The sequence below is a fragment of the Actinobacillus succinogenes 130Z genome (assembly GCF_000017245.1).
GTDB lineage: Bacteria > Pseudomonadota > Gammaproteobacteria > Enterobacterales > Pasteurellaceae > Exercitatus > Exercitatus succinogenes.
Genome location: NC_009655.1, coordinates 1,646,078 through 1,671,216, shown reverse-complemented (window position 1 = coordinate 1,671,216; position 25,139 = coordinate 1,646,078). Strand labels below are relative to the sequence as shown.

At 46.4% G+C, this 25,139-nt stretch carries 26 protein-coding genes, 1 tRNA gene and 1 riboswitch; of the genes, 15 read left to right on the top strand and 12 right to left on the bottom strand.

The annotated features are described in order from the left end of the window. Window positions 1-77: 77 nt before the first annotated feature. The 6 genes from thiE to ASUC_RS07815 all read right to left on the bottom strand — a co-directional run bounded on the left by thiE (window position 78) and on the right by ASUC_RS07815 (window position 5,220). Entirely contained in the window at window positions 78-743 is a 666-nt protein-coding gene (gene thiE / locus ASUC_RS07840; protein ID WP_012073243.1) for a thiamine phosphate synthase, read from the bottom strand. Further along, a complete protein-coding gene (thiD, locus tag ASUC_RS07835) occupies window positions 736-1,539 on the bottom strand; it encodes a bifunctional hydroxymethylpyrimidine kinase/phosphomethylpyrimidine kinase (RefSeq protein ID WP_012073242.1) in 804 nt (267 codons plus the stop codon). The genes thiE and thiD overlap by 8 nt, the downstream gene beginning before the upstream one ends. Window positions 1,540-1,549: 10 nt before the next feature. Then, on the bottom strand, window positions 1,550-2,359 hold the full coding sequence (gene thiM / locus ASUC_RS07830) for a hydroxyethylthiazole kinase (RefSeq protein ID WP_012073241.1): 810 nt from the start codon (window positions 2,357-2,359) through the stop codon (window positions 1,550-1,552). 109 nt (window positions 2,360-2,468) lie between these two features. Continuing rightward, window positions 2,469-2,561: riboswitch (TPP riboswitch) on the bottom strand. A gap of 97 nt (window positions 2,562-2,658) precedes the next feature. Further along, window positions 2,659-3,438 (bottom strand): MmcQ/YjbR family DNA-binding protein, encoded by a 780-nt coding sequence (locus ASUC_RS07825; protein WP_041834790.1) that lies wholly within the window; start codon window positions 3,436-3,438, stop codon window positions 2,659-2,661. Window positions 3,439-3,530: 92 nt separating this feature from the next. After that, window positions 3,531-4,445 (bottom strand): N-acetylglucosamine kinase, encoded by a 915-nt coding sequence (nagK, locus tag ASUC_RS07820; protein ID WP_012073239.1) that lies wholly within the window; start codon window positions 4,443-4,445, stop codon window positions 3,531-3,533. A 49-nt stretch (window positions 4,446-4,494) separates the two neighbouring features. After that, the gene (locus ASUC_RS07815; protein ID WP_012073238.1) at window positions 4,495-5,220 is read right to left on the bottom strand and encodes a phosphatase PAP2 family protein; all 726 of its coding nucleotides are present in this window, start codon (window positions 5,218-5,220) and stop codon (window positions 4,495-4,497) included. Window positions 5,221-5,303: 83 nt separating this feature from the next. On the opposite strand from ASUC_RS07815, the gene ribA reads away from it, so the two are divergent. From ribA to hypE, 4 genes are all read left to right on the top strand, one after another. Next, the gene (gene ribA / locus ASUC_RS07810; protein WP_012073237.1) at window positions 5,304-5,957 is read left to right on the top strand and encodes a GTP cyclohydrolase II; all 654 of its coding nucleotides are present in this window, start codon (window positions 5,304-5,306) and stop codon (window positions 5,955-5,957) included. A gap of 102 nt (window positions 5,958-6,059) precedes the next feature. Next, complete coding sequence (hypB, locus tag ASUC_RS07805; RefSeq protein WP_012073236.1) at window positions 6,060-6,851, top strand: hydrogenase nickel incorporation protein HypB; 792 nt, start codon at window positions 6,060-6,062, stop codon at window positions 6,849-6,851. A gap of 2 nt (window positions 6,852-6,853) precedes the next feature. Further along, the gene (gene hypD, locus ASUC_RS07800; protein ID WP_012073235.1) at window positions 6,854-7,966 is read left to right on the top strand and encodes a hydrogenase formation protein HypD; all 1,113 of its coding nucleotides are present in this window, start codon (window positions 6,854-6,856) and stop codon (window positions 7,964-7,966) included. A 79-nt stretch (window positions 7,967-8,045) separates the two neighbouring features. Next, complete coding sequence (hypE, locus tag ASUC_RS07795) at window positions 8,046-9,059, top strand: hydrogenase expression/formation protein HypE (RefSeq protein ID WP_012073234.1); 1,014 nt, start codon at window positions 8,046-8,048, stop codon at window positions 9,057-9,059. A gap of 123 nt (window positions 9,060-9,182) precedes the next feature. Here the strand turns inward: hypE and ASUC_RS07790 are convergent, their stop codons facing one another. The 4 genes from ASUC_RS07790 to ASUC_RS07775 all read right to left on the bottom strand — a co-directional run bounded on the left by ASUC_RS07790 (window position 9,183) and on the right by ASUC_RS07775 (window position 13,469). Beyond that, a complete protein-coding gene (locus ASUC_RS07790; protein ID WP_012073233.1) occupies window positions 9,183-9,662 on the bottom strand; it encodes a cupin domain-containing protein in 480 nt (159 codons plus the stop codon). Window positions 9,663-9,812: 150 nt separating this feature from the next. Then, entirely contained in the window at window positions 9,813-10,220 is a 408-nt protein-coding gene (locus tag ASUC_RS07785; RefSeq protein ID WP_012073232.1) for a YhcB family protein, read from the bottom strand. Between the two features lie 180 nt (window positions 10,221-10,400). Next, complete coding sequence (ddc, locus tag ASUC_RS07780) at window positions 10,401-11,936, bottom strand: L-2,4-diaminobutyrate decarboxylase (protein WP_012073231.1); 1,536 nt, start codon at window positions 11,934-11,936, stop codon at window positions 10,401-10,403. Between the two features lie 168 nt (window positions 11,937-12,104). Continuing rightward, a complete protein-coding gene (locus ASUC_RS07775) occupies window positions 12,105-13,469 on the bottom strand; it encodes a diaminobutyrate--2-oxoglutarate transaminase (RefSeq protein ID WP_012073230.1) in 1,365 nt (454 codons plus the stop codon). A 422-nt stretch (window positions 13,470-13,891) separates the two neighbouring features. Between ASUC_RS07775 and ASUC_RS07770 the strand changes: the two genes are divergently transcribed. From ASUC_RS07770 to ASUC_RS07750, 5 genes are all read left to right on the top strand, one after another. Next, window positions 13,892-13,977: transfer RNA gene (locus tag ASUC_RS07770), tRNA-Leu, on the top strand. A gap of 332 nt (window positions 13,978-14,309) precedes the next feature. Beyond that, window positions 14,310-14,738, top strand: coding sequence for a 50S ribosomal protein L13 (gene rplM, locus ASUC_RS07765; protein WP_012073229.1), 429 nt, complete (start codon window positions 14,310-14,312; stop codon window positions 14,736-14,738). Window positions 14,739-14,753: 15 nt separating this feature from the next. Beyond that, entirely contained in the window at window positions 14,754-15,149 is a 396-nt protein-coding gene (gene rpsI / locus ASUC_RS07760) for a 30S ribosomal protein S9 (protein ID WP_012073228.1), read from the top strand. A 209-nt stretch (window positions 15,150-15,358) separates the two neighbouring features. Beyond that, window positions 15,359-15,997 (top strand): stringent starvation protein SspA, encoded by a 639-nt coding sequence (gene sspA, locus ASUC_RS07755; RefSeq protein WP_012073227.1) that lies wholly within the window; start codon window positions 15,359-15,361, stop codon window positions 15,995-15,997. After that, window positions 15,997-16,449, top strand: coding sequence for a ClpXP protease specificity-enhancing factor (locus ASUC_RS07750; RefSeq protein WP_012073226.1), 453 nt, complete (start codon window positions 15,997-15,999; stop codon window positions 16,447-16,449). Before sspA ends, ASUC_RS07750 begins: the two co-directional genes overlap by 1 nt. 51 nt (window positions 16,450-16,500) lie before the next feature. On the opposite strand, the gene glnE is transcribed toward ASUC_RS07750, so the two are convergent. Both glnE and ASUC_RS07740 read right to left on the bottom strand, forming a co-directional pair. After that, a complete protein-coding gene (glnE, locus tag ASUC_RS07745; protein ID WP_012073225.1) occupies window positions 16,501-19,407 on the bottom strand; it encodes a bifunctional [glutamate--ammonia ligase]-adenylyl-L-tyrosine phosphorylase/[glutamate--ammonia-ligase] adenylyltransferase in 2,907 nt (968 codons plus the stop codon). Between the two features lie 134 nt (window positions 19,408-19,541). Then, window positions 19,542-20,747 carry an aromatic amino acid transport family protein gene (locus tag ASUC_RS07740; RefSeq protein WP_012073224.1) on the bottom strand — a complete coding sequence of 402 codons (1,206 nt, stop codon included), beginning with the start codon at window positions 20,745-20,747 and terminating at the stop codon, window positions 19,542-19,544. 192 nt (window positions 20,748-20,939) lie between these two features. On the opposite strand from ASUC_RS07740, the gene ribH reads away from it, so the two are divergent. The 6 genes from ribH to dapB all read left to right on the top strand — a co-directional run bounded on the left by ribH (window position 20,940) and on the right by dapB (window position 25,116). Beyond that, window positions 20,940-21,413 (top strand): 6,7-dimethyl-8-ribityllumazine synthase, encoded by a 474-nt coding sequence (gene ribH, locus ASUC_RS07735; RefSeq protein WP_012073223.1) that lies wholly within the window; start codon window positions 20,940-20,942, stop codon window positions 21,411-21,413. Between the two features lie 2 nt (window positions 21,414-21,415). Next, window positions 21,416-21,844, top strand: coding sequence for a transcription antitermination factor NusB (gene nusB, locus ASUC_RS07730; RefSeq protein WP_012073222.1), 429 nt, complete (start codon window positions 21,416-21,418; stop codon window positions 21,842-21,844). A gap of 187 nt (window positions 21,845-22,031) precedes the next feature. Then, complete coding sequence (gene thiL / locus ASUC_RS07725) at window positions 22,032-23,027, top strand: thiamine-phosphate kinase (RefSeq protein WP_012073221.1); 996 nt, start codon at window positions 22,032-22,034, stop codon at window positions 23,025-23,027. 128 nt (window positions 23,028-23,155) lie between these two features. Then, window positions 23,156-23,650 carry a phosphatidylglycerophosphatase A family protein gene (locus tag ASUC_RS07720; protein ID WP_041834788.1) on the top strand — a complete coding sequence of 165 codons (495 nt, stop codon included), beginning with the start codon at window positions 23,156-23,158 and terminating at the stop codon, window positions 23,648-23,650. 3 nt (window positions 23,651-23,653) lie between these two features. Then, window positions 23,654-24,286, top strand: coding sequence for a LysE family transporter (locus ASUC_RS07715; protein ID WP_012073219.1), 633 nt, complete (start codon window positions 23,654-23,656; stop codon window positions 24,284-24,286). 17 nt (window positions 24,287-24,303) lie between these two features. Then, complete coding sequence (gene dapB, locus ASUC_RS07710) at window positions 24,304-25,116, top strand: 4-hydroxy-tetrahydrodipicolinate reductase (RefSeq protein WP_012073218.1); 813 nt, start codon at window positions 24,304-24,306, stop codon at window positions 25,114-25,116. Window positions 25,117-25,139: the final 23 nt, after the last annotated feature.

Sequence of the window (25,139 nt, the reverse complement as noted above, 5' to 3'; positions counted from 1 at the left end):
AAAGCAAAAAGTGCGGTCGCAATTTTAAAGGTTTTTATTCATCAGCAAAACTTACCGGATTCCGACCGCACTTTTAGTTATGAATGGCAAGCTAAGTTTTGTACGGTGCGGGCGATGTCGTTGGATCTTGTAATGGCGGAAATTACGGCGACGCCGTTCGCTCCTAAACGACGTATTTCCGCCGTATTATCTTCGTGAATACCGCCGATGGCGACACAGGGTTTGTCTATGCCGAGTTCATGTATTTGTCGGATAAATTCCATGCCCACCGCAGGGGCGTGGTCCGCTTTGGACTGGGTGGCGAAAATCGGCCCGATACCGAAATAGTCGATACCCAGCCGTTCTTTATTAGCTTGCGCCTGTTCTAGCGTGTTGATGGACAACCCGATAATGGGACGATAGTCGGCACGGGATAAAATGCGTTCGACCGCCGTATCTTTTTGCCCTACATGAATGCCGTCCGCCCGAATGGCTAATGCCAGTCCGATGTCGTCATTGATGATAAAGGGCACGTTAAATTGTCGGCATAACTGTTGGCATTGCAGAGCCAGCCGGTGTTTTAACTGCGGATTCTGTGCCAGCGAACGTTCGCCTTTTTCACGAAATTGAAAACAGGTGATACCGGCTTCTAACGCCTGCTGTAAAATATTCAACAGATTTTCCACCGGCGAACCGGGTAAGTGACGGCAATCTTGCGAACCGGCGATAAAATAAACGGAAAGCATGGATTTAATTTTATTCATGAGAATATGCCCAATGATTGGTCGGCCCGTGGCCGTGCCCGATATTTAACGGATGACGAATAGCGGCGGTAATGTAGCTCTTCGCGGTGCGAACGGCTTGTTCTACGCTGCAACCTTTTGCCAGCTCCGCAGCGATACAGGCGGAAAACGTGCAGCCGGTACCGTGGGTGTGACGGGTATCGAAACGCGGAGATTCCAATGTGAAATTGCCTTGCGGCGTAAAAATCCAGTCCGTACAGACCGCGCTTTTCGAATCTTGGCTGTGTCCGCCTTTAATCACTACGTTTTTCACCCCGGATTCGAGTAAAATCTGCGCAGCGTCGAAAACGGATTGATGGTTTTGAATTTTAATGCCGGTCAGCGCTTCCGTTTCGGGAATATTGGGCGTGACGATATACGCTTTAGGGAGGATTAATTTTTTCAGCGCGGCAACGGCGTTTTGTTGCAGAAGCGGAGTGCCGCCTTTGGCGATCATCACGGGATCCAATACGATATTCGGCAACGGATATTGTTCCAATCCTTCTGCGACGCAGGCGATAATCTCCGCATTACCTAACATACCGATTTTCGCCGAACCAAGAGTGAAATCCTCCGCAACCGCTTTTAATTGCGCTTGAATGGTCGTCGCCGGAATCGGATGAATATCGAAGACGCCTAAAGTATTTTGCGCCGTGACGGCGGTAACCACGGAAGTACCGAATACGCCGCGCATTTGGAAGGTTTTAATATCCGCCTGAATACCGGCTCCGCCGCCACTGTCCGAACCGGCGATGGTGAGAACCTGTGGTGTTGTCATATTATGCTCCTTATTCGTGTTGGGCGAGAACTCGTGCCTTATCGGCGAGTCGGGTTTCATGAATTGCCCCTAACTGATTGATAAAATTCATCGCAAAACTACCGTATTCGTTGCTCAGCCCTTGAGCGGCAAGTTCGCCGGCAACTGCGTAAACCGTGCAGGCTTCCGTGCAGGCGGAAAAATAATCCTGCGGCGGGCTGACGCCTAAAAATGCGGCGATCACGGCACCTAGTAAACATCCTGACCCTGTCACTTTAGGTAACATCCTTGTACCGTTACAGATTTGGTAGGTTTTTAATCCGTCACTAATAAAATCGGTTTCACCGCTTAATGCGACGACACAACGATATTTTTGCGCAACGCTTTGGGCGAGCCGGCTTAAATTTTCGGAATCGGCGCCGGTACCGGCGTCCACGCCTTTACCTTGCCAGTCCGTTCCCGCTAAAAAGCCGATTTCCGCCGCATTACCGCGAATGACCGCAAAGTTGATTTCAGCCAGAAATTGTTCGACGATTTTTCGGCGAAAGAGCGTTGCGCCCGCACCTACGGGATCTAATACCACCGGCACGCCCGTACGATTGGCGGCTTTGCCTGCGATTAACATGGCTTCCACATCGCTTTGATTCAGCGTACCGATATTAATTAATAAAGCTTGGGCGAAATTTTGGATTTCCGTCACTTCTTGCGGCATAGCGGACATAAAGGGTGAGGCGCCTAAAGCCAATAAGCCGTTGGCAGAAAAGTTAGTGACAACGATATTGGTAATGCAGTGCTCCAGCGGCGCTTGCTGCCGCACGAGGGATAAATAACGGAATTGCATAAGGTTCCTTTTGTCTTCAGCATAAAGTTAAACAGCAACAGGACGAAAGGAAAAGAAAATCGGTTGACTTTGACATGCGGGCAGAACGATTCCGCCGCAAATTATGCTCAAGAGGCTGCAATTAGTTTCCTACGCCAGTATTAGCTGTATCAGGTTCACGGGTGTTATCTCAGCCGCTTACGCGGCACCCCGACTAATGGGTCTGTAGTTTAGTCCGATTATTTTGAAAAAACAAAACAGTTTATGAAAATTGTGAGCGGGATCACAAAAAACAGCGGAAATTCTGACCGCACTTTGAGTTATGATGCTTTTTGTTCTCCGATTAATGCCTCAATTTCCCGTTTTAAGCTATAAGGCATATGACGGGGACCGCGCACGGCGGAAACGCCGAATTCCGCCATTTTCACGCGGGGAATAAGATTTTTATCGTATTCTTTTAAACAACGGATTTTCATCACTCGTTTGATTTGCAGCCGATCATGCCGGAATTGATAAGGAATGTTGACTTCCAGCACTAAACATTTGTAACGGATTGCCGCCGTCGGCGCGGTGACGTACATATAGACAATATCGTCCACAGCAATATTATTGCTTTGTTTCCAAATAATTTCGCCGCCTTCGCGCAGCTCTTTTTCTACGTCATAATATTTCGGGTTGGCCGGCACAATCCATTCCGTATAACGGGCGATACCGAGTTTTTTCTTCACTTGGCGGGTGGCGGTTAAATCGAAACTGCCGTTAAGCAAAAAGAAAATCGTGTCTTTATCCACCGAACCGTCAAGCCGAATAGTCATCCAGTGGGATTTATTCATATGATAGGCGGGCAGAACCCCCTGTTGGGCAAGAAAAGTGCTGAGGATTTCCGGCGAACATTTAATATTCATTATATCGATGGCTCCCGTTCCGCTCAGTCCGAGTTTCGATTTCGGCACATTCATCACAATGGCATACCATTTGCGGTTATCCGTATGACGCAAAACGGCGTAATCGGGATAGGTTTTCCATAAATATTCCGGTTCGGAGCCGTACTGCGTCAGCACATAGTCGAAGACTTGCCGTTTGAGATTTTTCTGTGCCATGATTGCCTCCGTAATCAAATTGCCACAAAGATATTGTACGCCTAAAAACAAAAAAGTGCGGTCAATTTTTACCGCACTTTTGACAAAAATCATCAGCGTGTTAAAAACAGCGCCGTCGCACCGCGTACGCCGCCGGAGTCGCCGTATTTGGCTTTTTTAATAACAGGGACTTTGGCACTACGCATCAAATGGCAAGGAAGCGCTTTCGGTAACGCGTCGTAAAGATAATCGAAATTGGACAGACCGCCGCCCAGCACGATTAAATGGGGATCTAACGCGGTGATGATATTGCCGATGGAAATCGCCGCCAGTTCCACAAAAAGTTTCACAAATTCGACCGCACTTTTATCATCAGCGTAAAATTTTTCGATAATCTGTTTGGCGGGCAGCGATTCGCCCTGTAAATCTCGATACAGCATTTCGAAGCCGCGACCGGACAAATAAGTGTCTAAGCAGGCAGAATTACCGCAACCGCATTTATATATCGGCGCTTTATCCCAACCGAGCAATTTTAAAGCGTGATAATTCAACTGAATATGGCCCAGTTCTCCCGCCATGCCGATATTACCCGAATGGACTTTGCCGTTGAACACCAGGCCGCCGCCGAAACCGGTGCCGAGAATTAATCCTAGCACGAATGGATATTGGTGATTTTCTTCATCCCAGGCTTCGGAAAGTGCGAAACAGTTGGCATCGTTTTCCGCCCGCACCTCACGTTCTAAGCGTTCGGACAAATCCTTCAAAATCGGTTTATTGTCGGCAACACGTATGTTGGTAATTTCGGCAATACCCGTTTCCCGGTTGACAAAACCGGGCAAGCCTAAGCCTACCGAGCCTTTACAACCGAATTTAGCGTCGGCTTTTTGCACCAGACTGACAATAACGGATAACCACTCGTCATAATTATTTTGCGGGGTGGGTACGCGTTCGCTGTACTGTTTTTCTAATTTTTCATTGAAAACGGCAAGTTCTATCTTAGTGCCGCCGATGTCGAATCCGTATAACATACCTTTCTCCTATGCAAAAATTTTGAAAATTTTAACCGCACTTTTCGCTTTATTCTTTGACGAAGATCGCTTTTTTACGTAAATACCAAAAAACACTGCAATTAATCATCCAGGCGATTAAGGAACTGACTAATAAATCGATGGGATGGTGCATGCCGAGGCGTAAACGGCTGACAAGCATTAATAACGCCCACAGGAAGGTCGTCGCTACTAAGATTTTGGAGCTGGTTTTGCAACGTCCGTAGATTTCGGTAAAACCGACCGCTAATAACAGCCAGGTGACGGCGAAAATCGTGTGACCGGAAGGAAAAGAGTAGCCGGTTTCATGTTCGCGGTGACGGCTTAACCAAGCCGGCGTTTCGGATTTATCGGCATAGAACTGATTTACCAGTAATTTCCGCTGTTGACGCGGGTGATCATAGAAATATTCGGTAGAAACGCCGGATTTTTCTGCAAGTTCGATAACAAAAGGGCGAGGTTCGGCAAAAACGGTTTTGGACACGCTTTTAATGCCTTGGGTGACGCAAGTGGCGAGAGCCATGACAATGACCGCCAGCGTCCATTTTTTACGGTTCGGGAAAATCGGAGCGAAAAGCAGGGCAAACACACCGCAAGTAATGAGGGCATAAGGCGAACTGCCGGTTTCCGTCAGCCAATAAAGAAACTGATCAAATTGGGTGAGATGCGCATCTCCCGCCCATTTCCAGGAAAAAATCCAGACAAAAATTGGCACAAGACACAGTAAAAACGTATATAATGACAGGCGTTTTAACATAAATACGGCTTCCTAATGATGGTATTTTAATCAAGTTTGCATTCTATCATTAGTGCGGCAAAATCAGAATAAGGAATTTATCTATGGCAAAAATTCAGCGTGTGACTGAAGCCACTTTACCGACCGAATTCGGTATTTTTAAAATTGTGGGATTTGAGTTTCCCGACACCAAAAAAGAGCATGTTGCGTTAGTGATGGGCGATGTGGAAGACGGACAGCCGGTATTGGCCCGCATTCATTCCGAATGTTTAACCGGCGACGCGTTGCACAGTTTGAAATGCGATTGCGGTTTCCAGCTTGCCAGAGCATTGCGTCAAATCAGCGAGGAAGGGCGCGGCGTGTTGATTTATCACCGTGAAGAAGGCCGCGGCATCGGCTTGATTAACAAAATTCGTGCTTATGCTTTGCAGGATCAAGGTATGGACACTATCGAAGCGAATCTGGCTCTCGGTTTTAAAGCGGACGAACGTAATTTTTCCGTATGCGCCGATATTTTTGAACAATTGGGGGTGAAAGCTGTTCGGTTGTTAACCAATAATCCGGCGAAAATCGAAACCATGAAATCCGCGGGAATTAACGTGGTGGAACGGGTGCCGTTAAACGTAGGCGAAAACCGTTATAACGTCGGTTATCTCGATACCAAAGCCAAGAAAATGGGACATTACATCGTCCATAACAATAAAAAACATTTTCTGGAGTGCCCGCATTGTCAATCGGAAATCCCCGCTGATGAGTAGGGAATTGATCTCGGTCAATTCTATCTGATGGGGTTAGTGTTATGCTAACCCCGTTTTTGTTTTTACAATTTTATAACAACGTTTGTAACGTGGGAGAGTATTATGTGTACAACCTGTGGTTGTGGTCACCCCGATCAAGTCCGTATCGGCGCATTGCCCCATTCGCACCACCATTCACACGAACAAAGTGCGGTCAAATTACCGAACTTTTCACAATCACATTTTCATTCGACAGAACAAGACGAACATCAGAAACGGTTGCTTAAAGTCGAGCAGGACGTGTTGGGGAAAAATAACCGACTGGCGGAGATAAACCGTCAGTTTTTTGAAAAGAATCGTATTTTAACCTTAAATCTGGTTTCCAGCCCGGGTTCCGGCAAAACGACGCTATTAACCGCCACCTTAAACGCATTAAAAAATGACCGTACTTGTTACGTTATTGAAGGGGATCAGCAAACGGAAAACGACGCCGACCGCATCCGCGAAACCGGTGTGCCGGCAATTCAGGTGAATACGGGCAAAGGCTGCCATTTGGACGCTCAAATGATTGCCGAGGCGCTGATGAAATTGAAGCCGCAGGCGGATTCCGTGCTGTTTATCGAAAACGTCGGTAACTTGGTTTGTCCGTCCGAATTCGATTTGGGCGAAAAAGCCAAAGTGGTGATTTTGTCGGTGACGGAAGGCGAAGACAAACCGCTGAAATATCCGCATATGTTTGCCGCCTCCGGTTTGATGATTTTAAGCAAAATCGATCTGCTGCCGTATCTGAAATTCGATGTCGCCAAATGCATCGAAAATGCTAAACGCATTAATCCGAATATCGAGGTAATTCAACTTTCATCTACAACAGGTGAAGGTATGCAGGATTGGTTAGACTGGCTGGGCAGAAATTAATCATGCGATTTGTTGACGAATTCCGCGATCCGAAACTGGCGAAAAGCCTGGTGCGCCGGCTGCAAAAACTGATGGAAAAACTACCGCACTTTACGGCGGAAAACCCTTTGTATTTAATGGAAGTGTGCGGAGGGCATACCCATACCATCTTCAAATTCGGCTTGGATCGTTTGTTGCCGCCGTCCATTGAATTTATTCACGGTCCCGGTTGCCCGGTGTGCGTATTGCCGATGGGGCGCATTGATGTGTGTATCGAAATCGCGGAAAAACCGCATGTGATTTTCTGCACCTTCGGTGACGCTATGCGGGTGAAAGGCCGTAAAGGTTCCTTGCTGGAAGCCAAAGCGCGCGGAGCGGATGTTCGCATTGTTTATTCGCCGTTGGACGCTTTAACTCTGGCGCGCAATAATCCGGATAAACAAGTGGTGTTTTTCTCTTTGGGCTTTGAAACCACCATGCCGAGTGCGGCGGTAACGTTGCAACAGGCAAAAAAACAGAATGTGTCGAATTTCTTTGTGGTTTGCCAGAATATCACCATTGTTCCCACTTTGCGCAGCCTGCTGTTGCAGGAACAAATCAAAATAGACGGTTTTATCGCACCGGGGCATGTCAGCATGGTAATCGGCTCGCAGCCTTATCAAGCGTTGTGCGATCAATTCCATAAACCTTTTGTCATCACCGGATTTGAACCGCTGGATATTCTGCAGGCTATCGTGATGCTGGTGCAGCAATTTGCGGACGGGCGTTGCGAAATCGAAAATCAATATAAACGAATCGTGCATGAGAACGGCAATGGCTTGGCACAACGCGCCATGGCGGAAGTTTTCCGATTGAAAGCCCGCAGCGAATGGCGCGGCTTGGGCGAAATTGAAGAATCCGGCGTGGAACTGACACCGGCATATCAGCAATTTGATGCGGAAATCTATTTTAACAGCCGAGCGCAAAAAGTGGCGGACGATCCGAATTCCCGTTGCGGCGACGTGCTGACCGGCAAATGCAAACCCGCCGACTGCCCGTTATTCGGTACGAGTTGCAACCCCGATAACGCGTACGGCGCATTAATGGTGTCATCCGAAGGCGCTTGCGCCGCATATTATCAATACCGACGGGAATAAGCGAAATCCCCGATATGATGAGGCATGCTTTTCCGTATGCCTCAATGATTCCAATCTAGTCAAGCACAAAGAGATCTTTATGACTGATTTTATCACGATGGCGCACGGCAACGGCGGTGCGGCAATGCAAAAGCTGATTCGGGAATATTTTTTCGAAGCTTTTAACAATCCCATTCTTGTTCAAGGTGAAGACCAAGCCCGCATTCCGTTAAACGAGCTGACAAAGTGCGGTCAAAAATTAGCCTTTTCTACCGACAGTTTCGTGATCGATCCGATTTTTTTTCCCGGCGGCAATATCGGTAAATTAGCGGTTTGCGGTACGGCAAATGATGTGGCGGTGAGCGGAGCGGTGCCGAAATATTTATCCTGCGGATTTATTCTGGAAGAAGGGTTGCCTTTAAGCGAATTAAAAACCGTGATTCAAGCCATGGCGGAAACCTGCCGAAAAGCCGGCATTCAAGTGGTGACGGGCGACACCAAAGTGGTGCAGAAAGGGGCGGTGGATAAAATTTTTATTAACACCAGCGGTATCGGCGTGATTCCCGATCGGCTCGATTGGGGTGCGCATCGCATTGAACCAGGCGATCAAATTATCGTCAGCGGCACAATTGGCGATCACGGCGCAACGATTTTGAATTTGCGGGAAAATCTCGGTATTCAGTCGGAATTGCAAAGCGATTGCGCCGTATTGACGCCGTTAATCGACTTGCTTCGTCCCATAGACGGCGTGAAAGCCGTACGCGACGCCACCCGCGGCGGCGTGAATGCCGTTTTGCATGAATATGTGCAGGCTTGCGGGGTGGGCATGCTGATTGAAGAAGCGGCGTTACCGGTTCGCAGCGAAGTACGCGGCATTTGTGAAATTCTCGGGCTGGAAGCGTTGAATTTCGCCAATGAAGGCAAATTGGTGATTGTTGCCAAACCTGAAAAAACAGCGGAAATTCTGACCGCACTTCACAGCCATGAACTGGGCAAAAATGCCGCTGTTATCGGCACGGTGACGGAAGATAAAAAAGTGCGTTTGGCGGGTATTTTCGGACAAACCCGTTTACTGGATTTACCCGCTAACGAACCGCTACCGAGAATTTGTTAACATTCAGCTTAGCTCCACAATTACAAAAAATCTGCGCTCTGTCGTTGGTCAGTATGCCAATGCCGGAACGCAGATTGTCAAGTAAATGCAAAAAGTGCGGTTGGTTTTTTATCGTTTTTGCGATTATTTTGCCGGTGGGTCAGCCAGTTTTGCCACCGGATTAAGGAACACCAAAGGTTCGTCACCGATATTTTTTAAGGCGTGAGATTGTCCCGGACGGGCAATAGTGATATCGCCGGCTTCGACTTGCGTTTGTTTACCGTTTCCGTCGGTAAACAATCCTTTGCCGGAGATAATAATGTAAACATCTTCGTTGTCATTGTGTTTGTGTAACCCGATAGATGCGCCCTTCGGCAAGGTCAGCCAACCTATTTCTTTGAATGCGTCCTGAGCGTCCGTTTGGTGGCGGGTGAAAGCGAAATTGCCCAGCAGTTCGCCTTCGCCGCCGGCGGTTTTTTCACGGTTCCATTGCACCAAATCCGCTTTTTTATATACCTGAATACTGCGATCCACTTTTGCCTCCTTTGTATTGTCCGCCGAGGCGGAATATGTAAAACCGGCGGCAATGATTGCCGTTAAACATAAAGATATGTTCTTTTTCATCTAAGCCTCCTGTCGGCATTATTGCGAATCTGAATATTATTTAGTGTTGCGTTGAAGAGGAAAGTGCGGTCGGATTTTAGGGTGTTTTTTTCAAATTTTCGACATGTAATAAAAAAGAGTCGGTGAAATACCAACTCTTTTCCTGAATCGCTAACGCTCCGTTTTAAACAAACCGGAAGACCCTTCTGAGTAGTCCCGCGGTTGATGATCTTTATCAACAGAGGCGGTGGATTTATCGGAGTTCATAAAACTTTGCAGGAATAAACCTTTGTTTTTGGCGTTCGGCATTAATTCGTCGGAAGATTTCGCCAAATGACGGTAAATTTTCTGATAATCCTGCGCCAGCACTTTAAATAAATCGGCACTTTCCGCAAAGTGTTTCTCCAATAATTCTTCCTGTTTATGCAGAGCGGATTGCGCTTGCTGTAATTCTTTTTCGGTTTGCGCCTGTTTTTTCACAGAACCTTTGGTAAGGCGCAAAATGAAATAGGTGATGACAATTCCTACGCCAAGTCCGATGCCCGCCGCTTGCCACATTTCAGTTGTCCAGGTTTGCATAAATCACTCCTTTTTCTTTTTGTTTTATCATAGCGGGAAAATCGGCATTTGTCTTGTCTGACTTGTGCGTTATTTGCGGTAGATCACATTTCTGCAAAACGAAAAATAAAACGACCGCACTTTCACGGGCGTTTTCCGGAAAAGTGCGGTCGTTTTTTGACGAGTTTTTATTGCGCGTTTTTAATCAATGGGCGGGACGTATGTGCCGTCGGCGATGGTATCTTTAATGCGATTCGCTTCGGTTAATACTAAATCCAGCAATGTTTTTACGTTTTCTAGCGTTGCGATAGGGCTTAATGTCGTCATTTTGAGCGATTGTTTGTCGCCCACTTTGGTGACGCCGATATTGGCTTCACCGCGGGCAAACAGTTCGTCCGCTACGTTTTGATTCAATGCGTCCACAAATTCCGCCGGATAACCTTGCGGATTAACGCGGAACAGTACGGCGGCAAATTGAGTCGGCACCAGCATTTCCAAACCTTCGGCGGCATTGATGTATTGTTCCACCTGCTTAGTGAGTTTTACGCCGTGGTCGATCATGGACGCATATAAATCTTCGCCTAGGGCTTCCACCGTAAACCACAATTTCAAGGCGTCGAAACGGCGGGTGGTTTGCAGGGATTTAGACACCAGATTCGGCACGCCGTGTTGTTCGTCGTATTCGGAATTAAGGTAATCCGCTTTATAGTCGATAAAACGGTAATTTTCCGGATCTTTCAATAAAAACGCACCGCAGGAAATAGTTTGGAAAAAGTGCTTGTGAAAATCCAGCGTGACGGAATCCGTTAATTCGATGCCGTCTAGCAAATGACGGTATTCTTTCGATAACAGCAACGCACCGCCCCAAGCGGCATCTACATGCAACCAGGCTTGGTATTCGTCAGCCAGTTTGCGGATTGCTTTTAAATCGTCAATTGCGCCGGCATCGGTTGTGCCTGCGGTGGCGACGATGCAAGCAACGATTTTGCCTTCCGCTTTCAGTTGATTAAGCGTTTTTTCAAGCTCGACAATATCCATTTGCGCATTGGAATTGGTCGGAACGGTGACCACGGACTGAAACCCCATGCCCATCATCGCCATATTTTTTTGTACGGAAAAGTGCGCGTTTTCAGAACAGACGACTTTGACTTTTTTTAATGCGTCCGCCGGCAGGCCGTCACGCTGAATCGACCATTCCGTGCCGTCTTGGTTTTTCCAATGATTCGCCACTGCCCAGTCACGTGCCAGTAACACGCCCATCAGATTGGATTGCGTACCGCCCGAGGTGAATACGCCGGATGTTCCTTTGCCGTAACCGACTTTTTGGCGAAGCCAGTCGACTAAATGCTCTTCCATAATAGAGCCTGCCGGGCTTTGATCCCAGGAGTCCATGGATTGATTGGTGGCGTTGATCAACACTTCCGCGATTTGGCTGGTTACCATCGTCGGGCAGTGCAAATGCGCAAGGGAGTGAGGATGATGAACTTTCAAACTCGGATTCAGAAAGATTTCTACCAAATGGTCCAGTGATTTTTGCACGCCGGCACCGTTTTTACTCGGGTGAAAACCACCGATGGTTTCGCGTAATTCTTTAATAGAACCGCCGGTGTACATTTTTTCGTTTTTCAGCCAGTTAGAAACCGCGTTCACCGCGTCGTTCATTGCCGATTCATAATCGGCGATAGATTGCGGATCGTTACAAAAAAGCGCCTGTCTGTGTTTTGAAATATCTGCCATATTTTATTCCGTAGGGTGGGCTTGCTAGCCCACCATTTTTATATAGATTATTGGTGGGCAAGCATGCCCACCCTACAAGATTTATCTAGATTGTTGGCGGGCAGGTATGCCCATCCTACAAGCGGTTAAATTCCCCCAAAACTTTGCAGAATTCGACCGCACTTTTTATTAACCGCGTACCGCTTTTAACGCCTCCGCGACGGATTGTTTGAAACGTTTAATGAATTCTTCGCATTCGGATTGCGAGATATTCACCGCGCAAAGGATGCGCACGACGTTGCCGCTGCGTCCGCCGCGTTCTAACAATAATTTATTGTCGAAACAGGCTTTTTGAATCACGACGGCTAATTCGGCATCCTGCGGATAAGCGCCGGTGCTGTCGGCCGGTCGGCGTTCGTCCACAATGTCGATACCCATCATTAAACCGCGTCCGCGCACGTTACCGATGCAAGGGTAAGTTTTGCTTAATTCGCGTAGGGCGCGAGTTAAGTATTCGCCGCGTTCCTGTGCATTTTGCGCCAGATTTTCTTTACGCATGATTTTCAGGGAAGCATAACCCGTCGCCATGGCTAATTGGTTGCCGCGGAAGGTGCCGGTGTGACCGGCGGGCTGCCAGGCATCGAATTCTTTACGGATAGCCAAAACCGCTAACGGTAAGCTACCGCCGATAGCTTTGGACATTACCACGATATCCGGCTCGATACCGGCGTGTTCGAAGGCGAACATTTTGCCGCTGCGGCAGAAACCGGCCTGCACTTCGTCTACAATCATTAAAATACCGTGTTTTTTCGTGACTTCACGGACTTTTTGTAAGAACGAAATCGGTGCCGGCACTACGCCGCCTTCACCCTGAATAGCTTCTAAGATCACGGCTGCCGGTTTAACTACGCCGCTTTCGACGTCTTCAATGAAATTTTCAAAATAGCGTTCGACCGCTTTGGCACCCGCTTCGCCGCCGATACCGAACGGGCAACGGTATTCGTGGGGATAGGGCATAAATTGCACGCCCGGCATCAGATTTTGTACTGCGTTTTTCGCACCTAAATTACCGGTTAAGGATAATGCGCCGTGGGTCATGCCGTGGAAGCCGCCGGAAAAGGCGATGATATTGCCGCGACCGGTATAGGTTTTGGCTAACTTAATCGCCGCTTCGTTGGCGTCGGCGCCGGACGGACCGGTAAATTGTAAAAGATATTGATCTTTCGGGAAGAACGACAATAATTCTTCAGTGAAAGCGTCTTTTATCGGTGTGGTTAAATCCAGCGTATGCAGCGGTAAACCGCTGTCTAACACGTCTTTAATGGATTGCATTAATACCGGGTGATTATGCCCTAATGCCAATGTGCCTGCGCCGGCTAAAAAGTCGAGATATTCGTTTCCTTCAACATCCGTTACCCAGCAACCGTGCGCTTTGGCATAGGCAAAAGGTAGTTTGCGCGGATAACTGCGAACGTTGGATTCCATTGCATCTTGGCGATCTAAAAAATGTTGGTTGGAAGCAAGAACGGCTTGAATAGGCGTGGTAATTGTCATTTTCGAAATAAACCTTCTACGTGAGGTGAAAAAAATAAGTCGGGTGCCTTGCGGGAAGCCTGAGCTTTCCTATCCTGGAAGATAGGATGCCATGGGGCATTTGACTCGCTACTTATTAAAAAAAGCGTTTCAGCTTTTTTATCTTTCCCCAACAGGAATTAAGGACGTTGGATGAGATAGTCTCCAAAGTGCGGTCGAAATTTACCGCGTTTTGAAGTGGGCATATCATAACGATTTTTAAAGGAAAAGGAAGTGTTTTTTTGATCTTTATCGGCAGATAATCGGTGTGATTGGTAGCATAAGAATCAAATTAACCCTGTGTGATGTTATTTCGATCATTGTTTGTAATTTTGAAAAAACGTGAATTTTATGGAAAAACTACTTGCCAGCTTTTCCAATCCCTTATAAAATGCGCGGCGTACGCTTCGATGGTGGAATTGGTAGACACGCTGTCTTCAGGTGGCAGTGTCCTTAGGATGTGCGAGTTCGAGTCTCGCTCGAAGCACCAAATTCAAAACGTAAATAAGTCGCTCAATGGGCGGCTTTTTTTGTCGGATGCCGATTGAGAATATCGGGAGATTCATTTTTTCTCCGTCGATGTTTTTTGTTATTGCAACCGTTAAAAACTCAGTAAATTCCGACCGCACTTTTCCAATTTGTTCATTTTATGGCTAGCATTGGCGGGAAGTTTTATGTATAATCACGCGACCCTGTGAATGGTGCGGTTTTCCCACCGCCCATTATTTTGTCGAGATCACACTCGAAGGGGTGTTGATTAAGATCAATGGTTGTACTCGTGAGAGTACTGGGTATTAGTATTTAATATTGGTAATTAAATTAATGAAAACTTTTGTAGCAAAACCGGAAACAGTTAAACGTGACTGGTATGTAGTAGATGCGACAGGTAAAACGTTAGGTCGTTTGGCAACCGAATTAGCGCGTCGTCTTCGTGGTAAACATAAAGCAGAGTACACTCCGCACGTAGATACCGGTGATTACATCATCGTTATCAATGCGGATAAAGTTGCAGTGACGGGTCGTAAAGAAACCGATAAAGTTTACTACTGGCACACAGGCTATGTAGGTGGTATCAAACAAGCGACTTTTAAAGAAATGATTGCTCGCCGTCCGGAAGCAGTGATTGAGATTGCAGTTAAAGGTATGTTGCCGAAAGGTCCTTTAGGCCGTGCAATGTTCCGTAAACTGAAAGTATACGCAGGTGCACAACATGAACACACTGCGCAACAACCACAAGTTTTAGATATCTAATCACGGAGCAGAAAAATGACAGCAGCAAATCAAAACTACGGCACAGGTCGCCGCAAAAGCTCTTCAGCTCGTGTATTTATCAAACCGGGCAATGGTAAAATCACCATTAACCAACGTTCTTTAGAAGTGTACTTCGGTCGTGAAACTTCACGTATGATCGTTCGTCAGCCTTTAGAGTTGGTTGAATTAACTGATAAATTAGACCTTTACATCACAGTTAAAGGCGGTGGTATTTCAGGTCAGGCAGGTGCGATCCGTCACGGTATCACACGTGCATTAATGGAATATGACGAGTCTTTACGTCCGGCATTACGCGCAGCAGGTTTCGTCACCCGCGATGCTCGTCGTGTCGAACGTAAAAAAGTGGGTTTACACAAAGCCCGTCGTCGTCCGCAATACTCAAAACGTTAATTTTTTTATTGCGTTTATATTTCAAGAAATTGCAGTCGGAAGGCTGCAATTTTTTTGCTTTTTAAGTGGCGATAAACCTAAAAAAAGCTTAGAGAATTTGGAAATCGATTAGCAGTTTATGCTAAAATAGCAAGATATTTTTTAACTTAATTTCAGAACGGCCGAAAAGAGGCTGTTAACTTATTTGTATATCGTCAGCGGAGGAATAGATGACCAGTGCGGCAAATAAACGTTCAGTAATGACACTTTTTTCTAATAAATCGGATATTTATTGCCATCAGGTACGTATAGTTTTAGCAGAAAAAGGTGTTGCTTACGAAACGGAAAATGTCGATCCCCAAGCTGTATCTGAAGAATTAATGGAATTAAATCCTTACGGTTCGTTGCCAACATTAGTTGATCGCGATCTGGTACTTTATAATTCGCGCATTATTATGGAATATTTAGACGAACGTTTTCCTCATCCGCCGTTAATGCCGGTTTATCCGGTTGACCGCGGTAAAAAACGTTTGCTGATGATGCGTATTGAGCAGGATTGGTATCCTACGCTCGAAAAAGCGGAAAAAGGTACGGGAGCGGAACGTACGGAAGCGTTAAAACACCTAAAAGAGGAGTTTTTAGCCATTGCTCCGATTTTTAACCAATATTCATATTTTATGAACGACGAATTCGGTTTGGTTGACTGTTATATCGCGCCGTTGCTTTGGAAATTAAAAGAGTTAGGGGTGGAATTTACCGGCGCAGGCAGTAAAGCGTTGAAAGGTTATATGGAACGTATTTTTACCCGCGATTCTTTCATGCAGTCTATCGGTAGTGTGGCGCCGAAAAATTTAATGGATGATAAATAATGGAATTTAATTCTTCACCTAAGCGTCCTTATCTGTTGCGCGCTTATTACGATTGGGTGCTGGACAACGGCTTTACCCCTTATCTTGTGGTTGACGCCACTTATTACGGTGTAGATGTACCGCAGGAATATGTTAAAGACGGGCAGATCGTACTGAATCTTTCGGAAGGTGCGGTGGGTAATCTGGCATTAGGTAATGACGCGATTGAATTTAGTGCGCGTTTTCAAGGCATTTCCCGTAATTTATATATTCCGATGGGCGCGGCAATGGCCATTTACGCTCGTGAAAACGGTGACGGTGTAATGTTTGAACCCGAACCGGTTTATGATGAATTGGATAAAACGCAAATTCTACCGCAAAGAAGTGCGGCGGAAAAACAGAAAGAAAAATCTGCACCGAAAAAAACGTCATCGGGTAAGAAATCCGCCTCACATTTGCGTATCATCAAATAGTTTGATGCGATAAATTCAAATGAAAAAAGAGGGAGGAGGTTTCCTCCTTTTTTATGCGAACAATTGTTTCCAAAGCTGTTGAATAAATGACCGCACTTCCGTGAATTCGGCTGCGGGTACAACGCTTGGTTCGCCAAGCAAATTTAAATGATGAATTCGGTTGCGTAAAACGGTATAACAGTCTTTCAGATTCTCCGCCATATCCAGCGACATAATATTGTTACTTGCCATCACGTCAAAAATTCGTACGTTATCCGACCAATAAGCCAGATCGATATTTTGCGGCGCGTTAGCGAGAACAAGATATTGCGCGATGAATTCAATATCGGTAATACCGCCCGGATCGGTTTTAATATTGAAAAGGGTTTTATTCGTGTTTGCTAAATGTAAATACATTTTTTCACGCATTTCCCGCACATCGGTTTTGAGTTTATCCAAATCACGATTTGCGGACAACACGCCTTGCCGGATACGATCAAATTCACGGCGCATATTCGTTTCGCCGTAAACCGCACGGGCGCGAACCAGAGCTTGAGTTTCCCATGTCCAGGCATCATTATGCTGATAATGTTCGAATGCTTTCAATGAACTGCATAATATTCCGGCTTCACCGGAAGGGCGCAGACGCATATCCACTTCATAGAGAATTCCGGCACTGGTGTTCATGCTGAAAATGCTGACGATTTTTTGTGTCAGACGAAGATAGAACTGATTAATATCAATTTGTTTTCTGCCGCCGATCGTATAACCTTCGCTGGCATCGTACAGACAAACCAAATCCAAATCGGATTTATATCCTAATTCGATACCGCCGAGTTTGCCGTATCCGATCACCAAAAAACCTTTTTCACCTTCATTTAAATGTTCCGGAACGCCGAAGCGTGCCGTAATTTGTTGCCAAGCCAGATTGACTACTGCCGCAATAATGGCTTCCGCCAAATAAGTGAGGTGATCGCTGACTTTCATTACCGGTAATACGCCTAAAATATCCGCGGCGGCGACACGCAATAACGTGGTTTGTTTGAATTGACGCAGGGCGTTGATGTATTGTTCTTCGTCGTCTTCAGGCAGGCGTAATAAATATTGCTGTAATTCAGCCGGGTAATTTTCGAACGACGGCAGATTCAGCAAGGCTTTGCGATCTAACAACTCATCCAGTAAAATCGGATGACGCGCCATTTGTTCGGCAATCATTTGAGATTGTGAACAAAGTTCAATCAGTTGTTCTAAAGCTTGCGGATTTTCCTGTAATAATTCCAAATAAGTGGTACGGGTAACGATTTTCTCGACAATATTCAGAATTCGCGGCAGTAAAATAAGATAGGACGGATGCGCAAAAATTCGCGTCAGCAAATAGGGTAACCATTGAGTTAATACTTCTCGCCCGCGCGTGCCGATAGGGCGGTGCGCCAGGCTGTCTTTAAACCGAATCAATTTTTCACACACTTCGTTCATATCGCTTTCGGCAAGGTGATTTTCCGCCAGGATCGACATGATTTCATCGTTATCGATTTCCAGAAAATCCACCCAGCTGCTATTTTCTTCGCCGGATTCCGTTTCGTTCTCATCACCGATTAATTGGTCGAAAACCGACCGCACTTTTTGCTGCTGTTGCTGCAAAACGATGTAAAAACTTTGCCAGTCGTGAATGGGGTATCGCATAACGGCGGCTGATCGATTTTCGTCCCATTGGGTAAATTCCGCTGTGGCCGCAATCAGACGTTGGCGATTCAACTCTTCCGTCGGTAATAGTTGAGTTTGTTTATCATCGATTGCCTGCAAGACATTTTCCACCCGACGCAAGAACAAATAGGCTTGAGTTAAGTCTTGACGTTGTTGGAATGATAGCAGTTGCAGCTTTTCAATTTCGGGCAGCAGATTCAATAAGGCATGCTGTTGTAAGGTCACTTCTCTTCCGCCGCGAATCAGCTGGAAAACCTGTACGATAAACTCGATTTCGCGAATACCGCCGGCGCCTAATTTGATATTATCCACCAACCCGCGACGGCGAACTTCCCGCTCGATTTTACCTTTCATTTCCCGTAAAGATTGAATCACGCTGAAATCGATATAGCGACGATAAATAAACGGGCGAAGCATTTGGCGCAAAGCATGAACATTCGGATCTTTTTCATCCGCCCCCAGAATTCGGCCTTTGATCATCGCGTAACGTTCCCAATCCCGCCCTTGTTCCTGATAATAGGTTTCCATAGCGGCAAAACTCAGTGCCAGTGCGCCGCTGTCGCCGAAAGGACGAAGGCGCATATCCGTGCGGTAAACGAAACCGTCGGCAGTAAATTGATCTAACGCGTTAATTAAACGTTGTCCGAGACGGGTGAAAAACCGTTGGTTATCTACCGAACGGCGCGCGCCTTGGGTTTCCCCGTTTTCCGGATACGTGAAGATGAGATCGATATCGGAAGAAAAATTTAATTCGCAACCGCCTAGCTTGCCCATGCCTAAAATATAAAGCTGTTGCGGCTGACCGTTTTGATCCGTCGGTGTGCCCATTTCCTTGCAAGCTCGAATATAAAGCCAATCCCGTGCACCGATAATCAGGCTTTCCGCTAACTGAGACAAACGAATAAAAATTTCTTCTACGCTACCGAGATTCAGGGTTTGACACATACTGAGCTTCGTCATTTCACGATTGCGGAACCGACGTAAAAGCCGGTAAAGCTGTTCTTCCGTTTCCGCCTGCGCAAGCCGGATTGATAACCGTTCGGAATATTGTGTACAATCCGCCAAAGTCGGGATGGTCTGCCAGCATTCGGCTAAAAAGTGCGGTTGATTTTGCCATACTTTTGTCACGAAATCCGACATGGCGATACTTTGCAGGATAAGAGGGGTGTTGGCATGACGCGCGGCAAAATTTGCGGGAAAGCGTTCGGGAAATTGCGCTGTTAAAGTTGCGGCGAGTTGATTGAGCTGCGGTTCAAAAGCGGAAAGTGAAAGCATAGGCATTCCTTAAAAGCCAAAAGGATTGTTCGGGATTGTAGCGGATCGGAAAAGTGCGGTCAAAAAATCCCATGTTTTTTTATAAGTTGCAGATAATAAAAAAGCCTCAACCAGGATTGAGGCTCTGAAAAAGGTTACCCGATAACTTTCGGTAGATAACCCATATCGATTAAGAACGGTACGTTCATAATGAGCAAGCCGAGAATCAGCGCGAAGAACAGGGTGAGGTTGCCGCCTTTTACACGATAAGGCAAATCGGGATAGCGTTTACGCGCCAGCCAAGCCATCCCCACCGGCAATACTAAGCCGTAGAAAGTGAACATTTGACCGGCCAACGCCAACACGGCAAGGAAATCACGGTAGAATAAGGCAAAAAACAGGGTCGGCAGAAAAGTGAACATACCTAAGGCGACGCGTCCCGCCCGGATATTGATGCGTTTGAGTAAATCGTCTAAGCAGTCGAACAGCGCCAGTGCCACACCTAAAAATGACGTCGTTAAGGCGAATAATGAGAATAAACGCACGGACCAGCCGATCATTTCGCTACCGGTAATTTGGGTGACGGCAGTGACTAAACCGCCTAACGTCGGATCGTCATTTAAAATCTGCACAAACTCCGATTGACTCAGCACGCCGTGGGTCGCCATTTGCCATAAAATGTAGATGGACAGAGGTAACGCGGTGCCGCCTAAAATGGCAATGCGCAAGCGTTTAATGTCGCCTTCAAGGTAACTGTTGATACTTGGAATGACAACATGGAAACCGAACGAGGTGAAAAAATAAGGACTGGCGGAAATCAACAACGCTTTATCCAACGGCAGAGCCATCAGATTTTCCATAGTGACTTTAGGCAGCATAAAGAACAGTAATACCACTAACGCCGCTAATTTGGCAATGAACAGCATACGGGTTGCCAAATCCACTTTACCGGTGCCGGCAACGATAAAAATACCGAAGAAGACAGTGAAAATAACGGAAATTTCTTTGCCGTATGCCCGCAAAGAAGGCAGTACGGTTGAAATCAAATCGCTGCTCATTAAAACGTAAACCGTTAGAATGGCAAACATAAATACCACGAGCGCGATAGTCGCCAATGAGCGTCCGACCATGCCGAAATATTGTTCCGCCAGCGTAGCGATACCGGCGTCGCGACGTTCCGCTTTTTGATACACTTCTACAAAGAGCAACGCGCTGTAAGAAAGCAACGCCCAAAGAATCAATAAAAGCAATAACGTAAAACTGAAGCCCATGCCCGCCGATGTCAGCGGCATGGATACCATACCTGCGCCGATGGTGGTGCCGGCAACGATTAAGGCGCTGCCGAAAGTTTTATTACGCATAAAACGGTTCCTTATAGAATGTTAAAGTGCGGTTATTTTAACCGGAATTTTTTAAGTTGTAACCCCAAATTTACAGGCTTGGCAATAATCTTTGCCGGCAAACACAGCACAGCGAAGATAACTGCTGATAGCGCTATTTTTTTATGATAGAATCCAGCCCTAATTATCCCATTTGAGAACAAAGGACAGAATATGAAAATTTTAGAAGGTAAACTTGCCGCACCGGAAGCTAAAATTGCCGTAGTGGTTGCGCGTTTTAATCATTTCATCAACGATAGTTTAGTCGATGGTGCCGTTGATGCCTTAAAACGCGTGGGCGAAGTGAAGGACGAAAACATCACCTTGGTAAAAGTGCCGGGCGCATACGAATTACCGCTAGCGGTGCGTCGCTTGGCGGATACCCAAAAATTTGACGCAATCGTCGCGTTGGGTACGGTAATCCGCGGCGGCACGGCGCATTTTGAATACGTAGCGGGTGAAGCGAGCAGCGGATTGGGCAATGTTTCGTTGAACGCCGACATTCCGGTCGCATTCGGCGTGCTGACTACGGAAAACATCGAACAAGCCATTGAACGTGCCGGCACTAAAGCGGGCAACAAAGGCGCGGAAGCGGCAATGGTCGCGCTGGAAATGGTGAATCTGTTAAATCAAATCAAAGCGGCGTAAACATGGCAGAACAAAAGAAAAAAGTCTCACCTCGTCGTCGTGCGCGCGAATGTGCCGTTCAGGCATTATATTCTTGGGCGGTGTCCAACAATGACGCGACGGAAATCGAATTAAGTTTCATCACCGAACAGGATATGAAAGGGGTGGACACACCTTATTTTCGTAAATTATTCCGTAATACGGTCACTTACTTGGAATCGGTAGACGTCACAATCGCGCCGTTTTTAGACCGCACATCAGAGGAATTAACGCCTATCGAAAAAGCGGTGCTGCGCCTGGCGACTTACGAACTGAAATACGAACCGGACGTGCCTTATAAAGTTGCTATCAACGAAGCGATCGAACTGGCAAAAACCTTCGGCGCGGAAGACAGCCATAAATACATCAACGGTGTATTAGATAAAATCGCACCGGCTCTCGGACGCAAATAATTGATCTCTGTAGGTGGACTTGTAAGTCCACCGTTTTATTTTAAGCGTGAAGGATTTGTTTTAAACATAAACGGAAAAATCCGTGTTATTTAGTCAAAATTTTATGCACCTATCGAGCATAACCATTGAAAACCCGGTTGCTGGCGATTAGAATCGGGTTTTCGTCTTTTATGGGATTCGAGAAAATATGCCCTCAGAATTTAACCTTATTCATCAGTTTTTTGAGCAACCGCAAGCCGTGCAGCGGGCGGATGTGGTGTTGGCGATTGGTGACGATTGCGCGATGTTGACTGTTCCGCCGGAGAAAACGCTGGTGGTGACGACGGATACCATGGTGGAAAATTCGCATTTTTATCCGAATATTGCACCTTACGATTTGGGTTATAAAGCGGTGGCGACGAATTTGAGCGATTTAGCGGCGATGGGCGCGGAACCGGCTTGGATTTCCTTGGCGTTAACTTTACCGCAGGCGGATGAAGATTGGTTGGCGGAGTTTTCGCGAGGAATGTTCGAGCTGTTAAATGCACATCAAGTGCAGTTAATCGGCGGCGATACCACTGGCGGTGCCGTGACGAGCGTCACCATTACGGCGCACGGATTTGTGGAAAAATCCGCCGCACTTTGTCGCCATCAGGCGCAGGAAGGGGACGAGATTTATGTATCGGGTACATTGGGCGACGGGCTTGCCGGTTTTCATTTGCTTTCCGATTTGTTTCACGGACAAAAAAGTGCGGTCGATTTTGACGAAGATTTTTTAATTCGACGTAATCTTCATCCGACGCCGCGCATTCAATTAGGGCAAGCTTTGGCTCATCATCAAATTTCCCGTTGTGCGTTGGATTTATCGGACGGTTTAGCGGGGGATCTCGGACATATACTAGAACGAAGCCGTCTAAATGCAATAGTGGATTTGGAGGCGTTGCCTTGTTCCGATGCGCTGGTTCGTTGTTACGGGCGGGAACAGGCGGAGCGGTTAGCATTACAGGGAGGTGAGGATTATGAACTATGTTTCACTGTGCCGTCGGATAAAAAAGCGTTGCTGGCGCAATATTCTCATGAATTGGGGGTGTCTGTCACTTGCATCGGTCGCATGGTCGCCGCCAACGAAGAAAGACCTATTCAGTTCCGTCGGCAAGGCAAAAATGCGGAATTGCAAATTTCCAGCTTCGAACATTTTTCCTAAGCTATAACGTTGAATCGAAAATTTACGCGGATAGGCGTTTGAAAGGCTATCCGCTTTGTAGTAGTATGAAACGTAATGTTTTTCATTAAGGTTTGTTTATGAAAGATAAACAAACCCTAATATTTCTTATGACTGAATCTAATAATCCTTTATCACGTGTTCGTTTAACTAATCCCGTTCATTTTCTTGCATTGGGCTTTGGTTCCGGTTTAATTCATCCCGCCCCCGGCACTTGGGGCAGTGCGCTGGGAACGGTTATAGGCGTAATTTTATTGCAATTTTTAACGCCGATTTCTTTCTTAATTTTGACCGCACTTTCTTTTGTCGCCGGTTGTTATCTCTGCCAAAAAACGGCGGATGACATGGGCGTACACGATCCCGGTTCTATCGTGTGGGACGAATTTGTGGGCGTGTGGCTCTGTTTATCGGCAGTGCCTGTGTTGAATTGGTATTGGGGGGCGGCGGCTTTTGCGGTTTTCCGTTTTTTTGATATTTTAAAGCCTTATCCCATCAAAATTTTTGATCAAAAACTGGAAAACGGATTCGGTATTATGATCGATGATGTACTGGCGGCGGTTTATGCAGTAATCGTGTTACGATTGGCAGTCTGGTTGGTAATGTAATTTATGTGGGCAGTATTATTAGTGAATTTAGTGGGACTTGCCAGTCCCGGTCCGGATTTTTTTTATGTAAGTCGTAAAGCCGCAAGCGATACGACGCCTAATGCCATTGCCGGCGCGGCAGGAATCGGTATCGGTATTTGGTTTTGGGCGACCATCGCGATTTTCGGATTATCGGTATTGAATAATATTACGCCGTTATCCAGTTATATTATTATGTGCTTGGGCGGGACTTATTTGGCGTATTCCGGCATCAAAATGGTGCAAATCACAAAAAATACCCAGCTTCATATCAATGGCCACCATCATGAAAAAGCCACAAATTGGGTAAAAGAAATCGGCAAAGGGTTATTGATTAATTTGAGTAACGGTAAAGTGGTGGTGTTTTTTACCAGTGTGCTATCGGGTTTTGCCGCTAAGATTACGTCACCTTTGGAAAGTTATGCCGTGATTTTTTTGCTCGGAATTGAAACCTTTCTGTATTTTTGCCTGATTGCTTTTTTCTTTTCGCGTAAGTTAGTACGTGAATTTTATACAAAATATACCCGATATATCGATAATTTTGCCGGCTTGATTTTTTTGTTGTTCGGCGGCGATTTAATTTATCAGGGGATTGTTAATATTTTCAGTCATCTTTAATAAAAAGGAAACGCAACATGACATTAAGAATTGGTGTAGTTGGAGCGGGCGGTCGTATGGGACGCCAGCTTATTCAGGCGATACATGCCGCCGAAGGCGTAGAATTGAGTGCGGCATTTGAACGCAAAGGCTCTTCGTTAATCGGTTCCGATGCCGGTGAATTAGCGGGAATCGGTCATATCGGTGTGACGGTGGAAGAAAGTCTTACTGATCGTGCCGATAATTTTGACGTATTGATCGATTTTACCCGTCCGGAAGGTTCCCTTGAACATTTAGCCTGTTGTGCGGCAAAAGGCAAAAATGTGATTTTAGGCACTACCGGGTTTGATGACGCAGGTAAAGCGGCAATTAAAGCGGCGGCGGAGAAAATCGGGATCGTATTTGCCTCTAACTATAGCGTAGGCGTGAATTTGGTGTTCAAGCTGTTAGAAAAAGCGGCAAAAGTCATGGGCGATTATTGCGATATCGAAATTATCGAAGCCCATCATCGTCACAAAGTAGACGCACCTTCCGGAACGGCGTTATCTATGGGCGAACATATTGCCAAAACCCTGGGACGTGACTTGAAAACCCACGGCGTATTTTGCCGTGAAGGTATTACCGGCGAACGTAAACGTGATGAAATCGGTTTTTCCACCATTCGTGCGGCCGATGTCGTGGGTGAGCATACCGTTTGGTTCGCTGACATCGGCGAACGAGTGGAAATTGCGCATAAAGCGTCCAGTCGTATGACTTTTGCCAACGGTGCCGTGCGAGCGGCAAAATGGATTGCCGATAAAAAACAAGGTTTGTTTGATATGACGGATGTATTGGATTTAAATAACCTCTAACCGATTAAATAAAACGTTAAATT

Bases quoted from the DNA above. Each gene is read 5' to 3' on its own strand.
- thiE (WP_012073243.1), bottom strand. From the start codon at position 743: ATGAATAAAATTAAATCCATGCTTTCCGTTTATTTTATCGCCGGTTCG.
- thiD (WP_012073242.1), bottom strand. From the start codon at position 1,539: ATGACAACACCACAGGTTCTCACCATCGCCGGTTCGGACAGTGGCGGC.
- thiM (WP_012073241.1), bottom strand. From the start codon at position 2,359: ATGCAATTCCGTTATTTATCCCTCGTGCGGCAGCAAGCGCCGCTGGAG.
- ASUC_RS07825 (WP_041834790.1), bottom strand. From the start codon at position 3,438: ATGGCACAGAAAAATCTCAAACGGCAAGTCTTCGACTATGTGCTGACG.
- nagK (WP_012073239.1), bottom strand. From the start codon at position 4,445: ATGTTATACGGATTCGACATCGGCGGCACTAAGATAGAACTTGCCGTT.
- ASUC_RS07815 (WP_012073238.1), bottom strand. From the start codon at position 5,220: ATGTTAAAACGCCTGTCATTATATACGTTTTTACTGTGTCTTGTGCCA.
- ribA (WP_012073237.1), top strand. From the start codon at position 5,304: ATGGCAAAAATTCAGCGTGTGACTGAAGCCACTTTACCGACCGAATTC.
- hypB (WP_012073236.1), top strand. From the start codon at position 6,060: ATGTGTACAACCTGTGGTTGTGGTCACCCCGATCAAGTCCGTATCGGC.
- hypD (WP_012073235.1), top strand. From the start codon at position 6,854: ATGCGATTTGTTGACGAATTCCGCGATCCGAAACTGGCGAAAAGCCTG.
- hypE (WP_012073234.1), top strand. From the start codon at position 8,046: ATGACTGATTTTATCACGATGGCGCACGGCAACGGCGGTGCGGCAATG.
- ASUC_RS07790 (WP_012073233.1), bottom strand. From the start codon at position 9,662: ATGAAAAAGAACATATCTTTATGTTTAACGGCAATCATTGCCGCCGGT.
- ASUC_RS07785 (WP_012073232.1), bottom strand. From the start codon at position 10,220: ATGCAAACCTGGACAACTGAAATGTGGCAAGCGGCGGGCATCGGACTT.
- ddc (WP_012073231.1), bottom strand. From the start codon at position 11,936: ATGGCAGATATTTCAAAACACAGACAGGCGCTTTTTTGTAACGATCCG.
- ASUC_RS07775 (WP_012073230.1), bottom strand. From the start codon at position 13,469: ATGACAATTACCACGCCTATTCAAGCCGTTCTTGCTTCCAACCAACAT.
- rplM (WP_012073229.1), top strand. From the start codon at position 14,310: ATGAAAACTTTTGTAGCAAAACCGGAAACAGTTAAACGTGACTGGTAT.
- rpsI (WP_012073228.1), top strand. From the start codon at position 14,754: ATGACAGCAGCAAATCAAAACTACGGCACAGGTCGCCGCAAAAGCTCT.
- sspA (WP_012073227.1), top strand. From the start codon at position 15,359: ATGACCAGTGCGGCAAATAAACGTTCAGTAATGACACTTTTTTCTAAT.
- ASUC_RS07750 (WP_012073226.1), top strand. From the start codon at position 15,997: ATGGAATTTAATTCTTCACCTAAGCGTCCTTATCTGTTGCGCGCTTAT.
- glnE (WP_012073225.1), bottom strand. From the start codon at position 19,407: ATGCTTTCACTTTCCGCTTTTGAACCGCAGCTCAATCAACTCGCCGCA.
- ASUC_RS07740 (WP_012073224.1), bottom strand. From the start codon at position 20,747: ATGCGTAATAAAACTTTCGGCAGCGCCTTAATCGTTGCCGGCACCACC.
- ribH (WP_012073223.1), top strand. From the start codon at position 20,940: ATGAAAATTTTAGAAGGTAAACTTGCCGCACCGGAAGCTAAAATTGCC.
- nusB (WP_012073222.1), top strand. From the start codon at position 21,416: ATGGCAGAACAAAAGAAAAAAGTCTCACCTCGTCGTCGTGCGCGCGAA.
- thiL (WP_012073221.1), top strand. From the start codon at position 22,032: ATGCCCTCAGAATTTAACCTTATTCATCAGTTTTTTGAGCAACCGCAA.
- ASUC_RS07720 (WP_041834788.1), top strand. From the start codon at position 23,156: ATGACTGAATCTAATAATCCTTTATCACGTGTTCGTTTAACTAATCCC.
- ASUC_RS07715 (WP_012073219.1), top strand. From the start codon at position 23,654: ATGTGGGCAGTATTATTAGTGAATTTAGTGGGACTTGCCAGTCCCGGT.
- dapB (WP_012073218.1), top strand. From the start codon at position 24,304: ATGACATTAAGAATTGGTGTAGTTGGAGCGGGCGGTCGTATGGGACGC.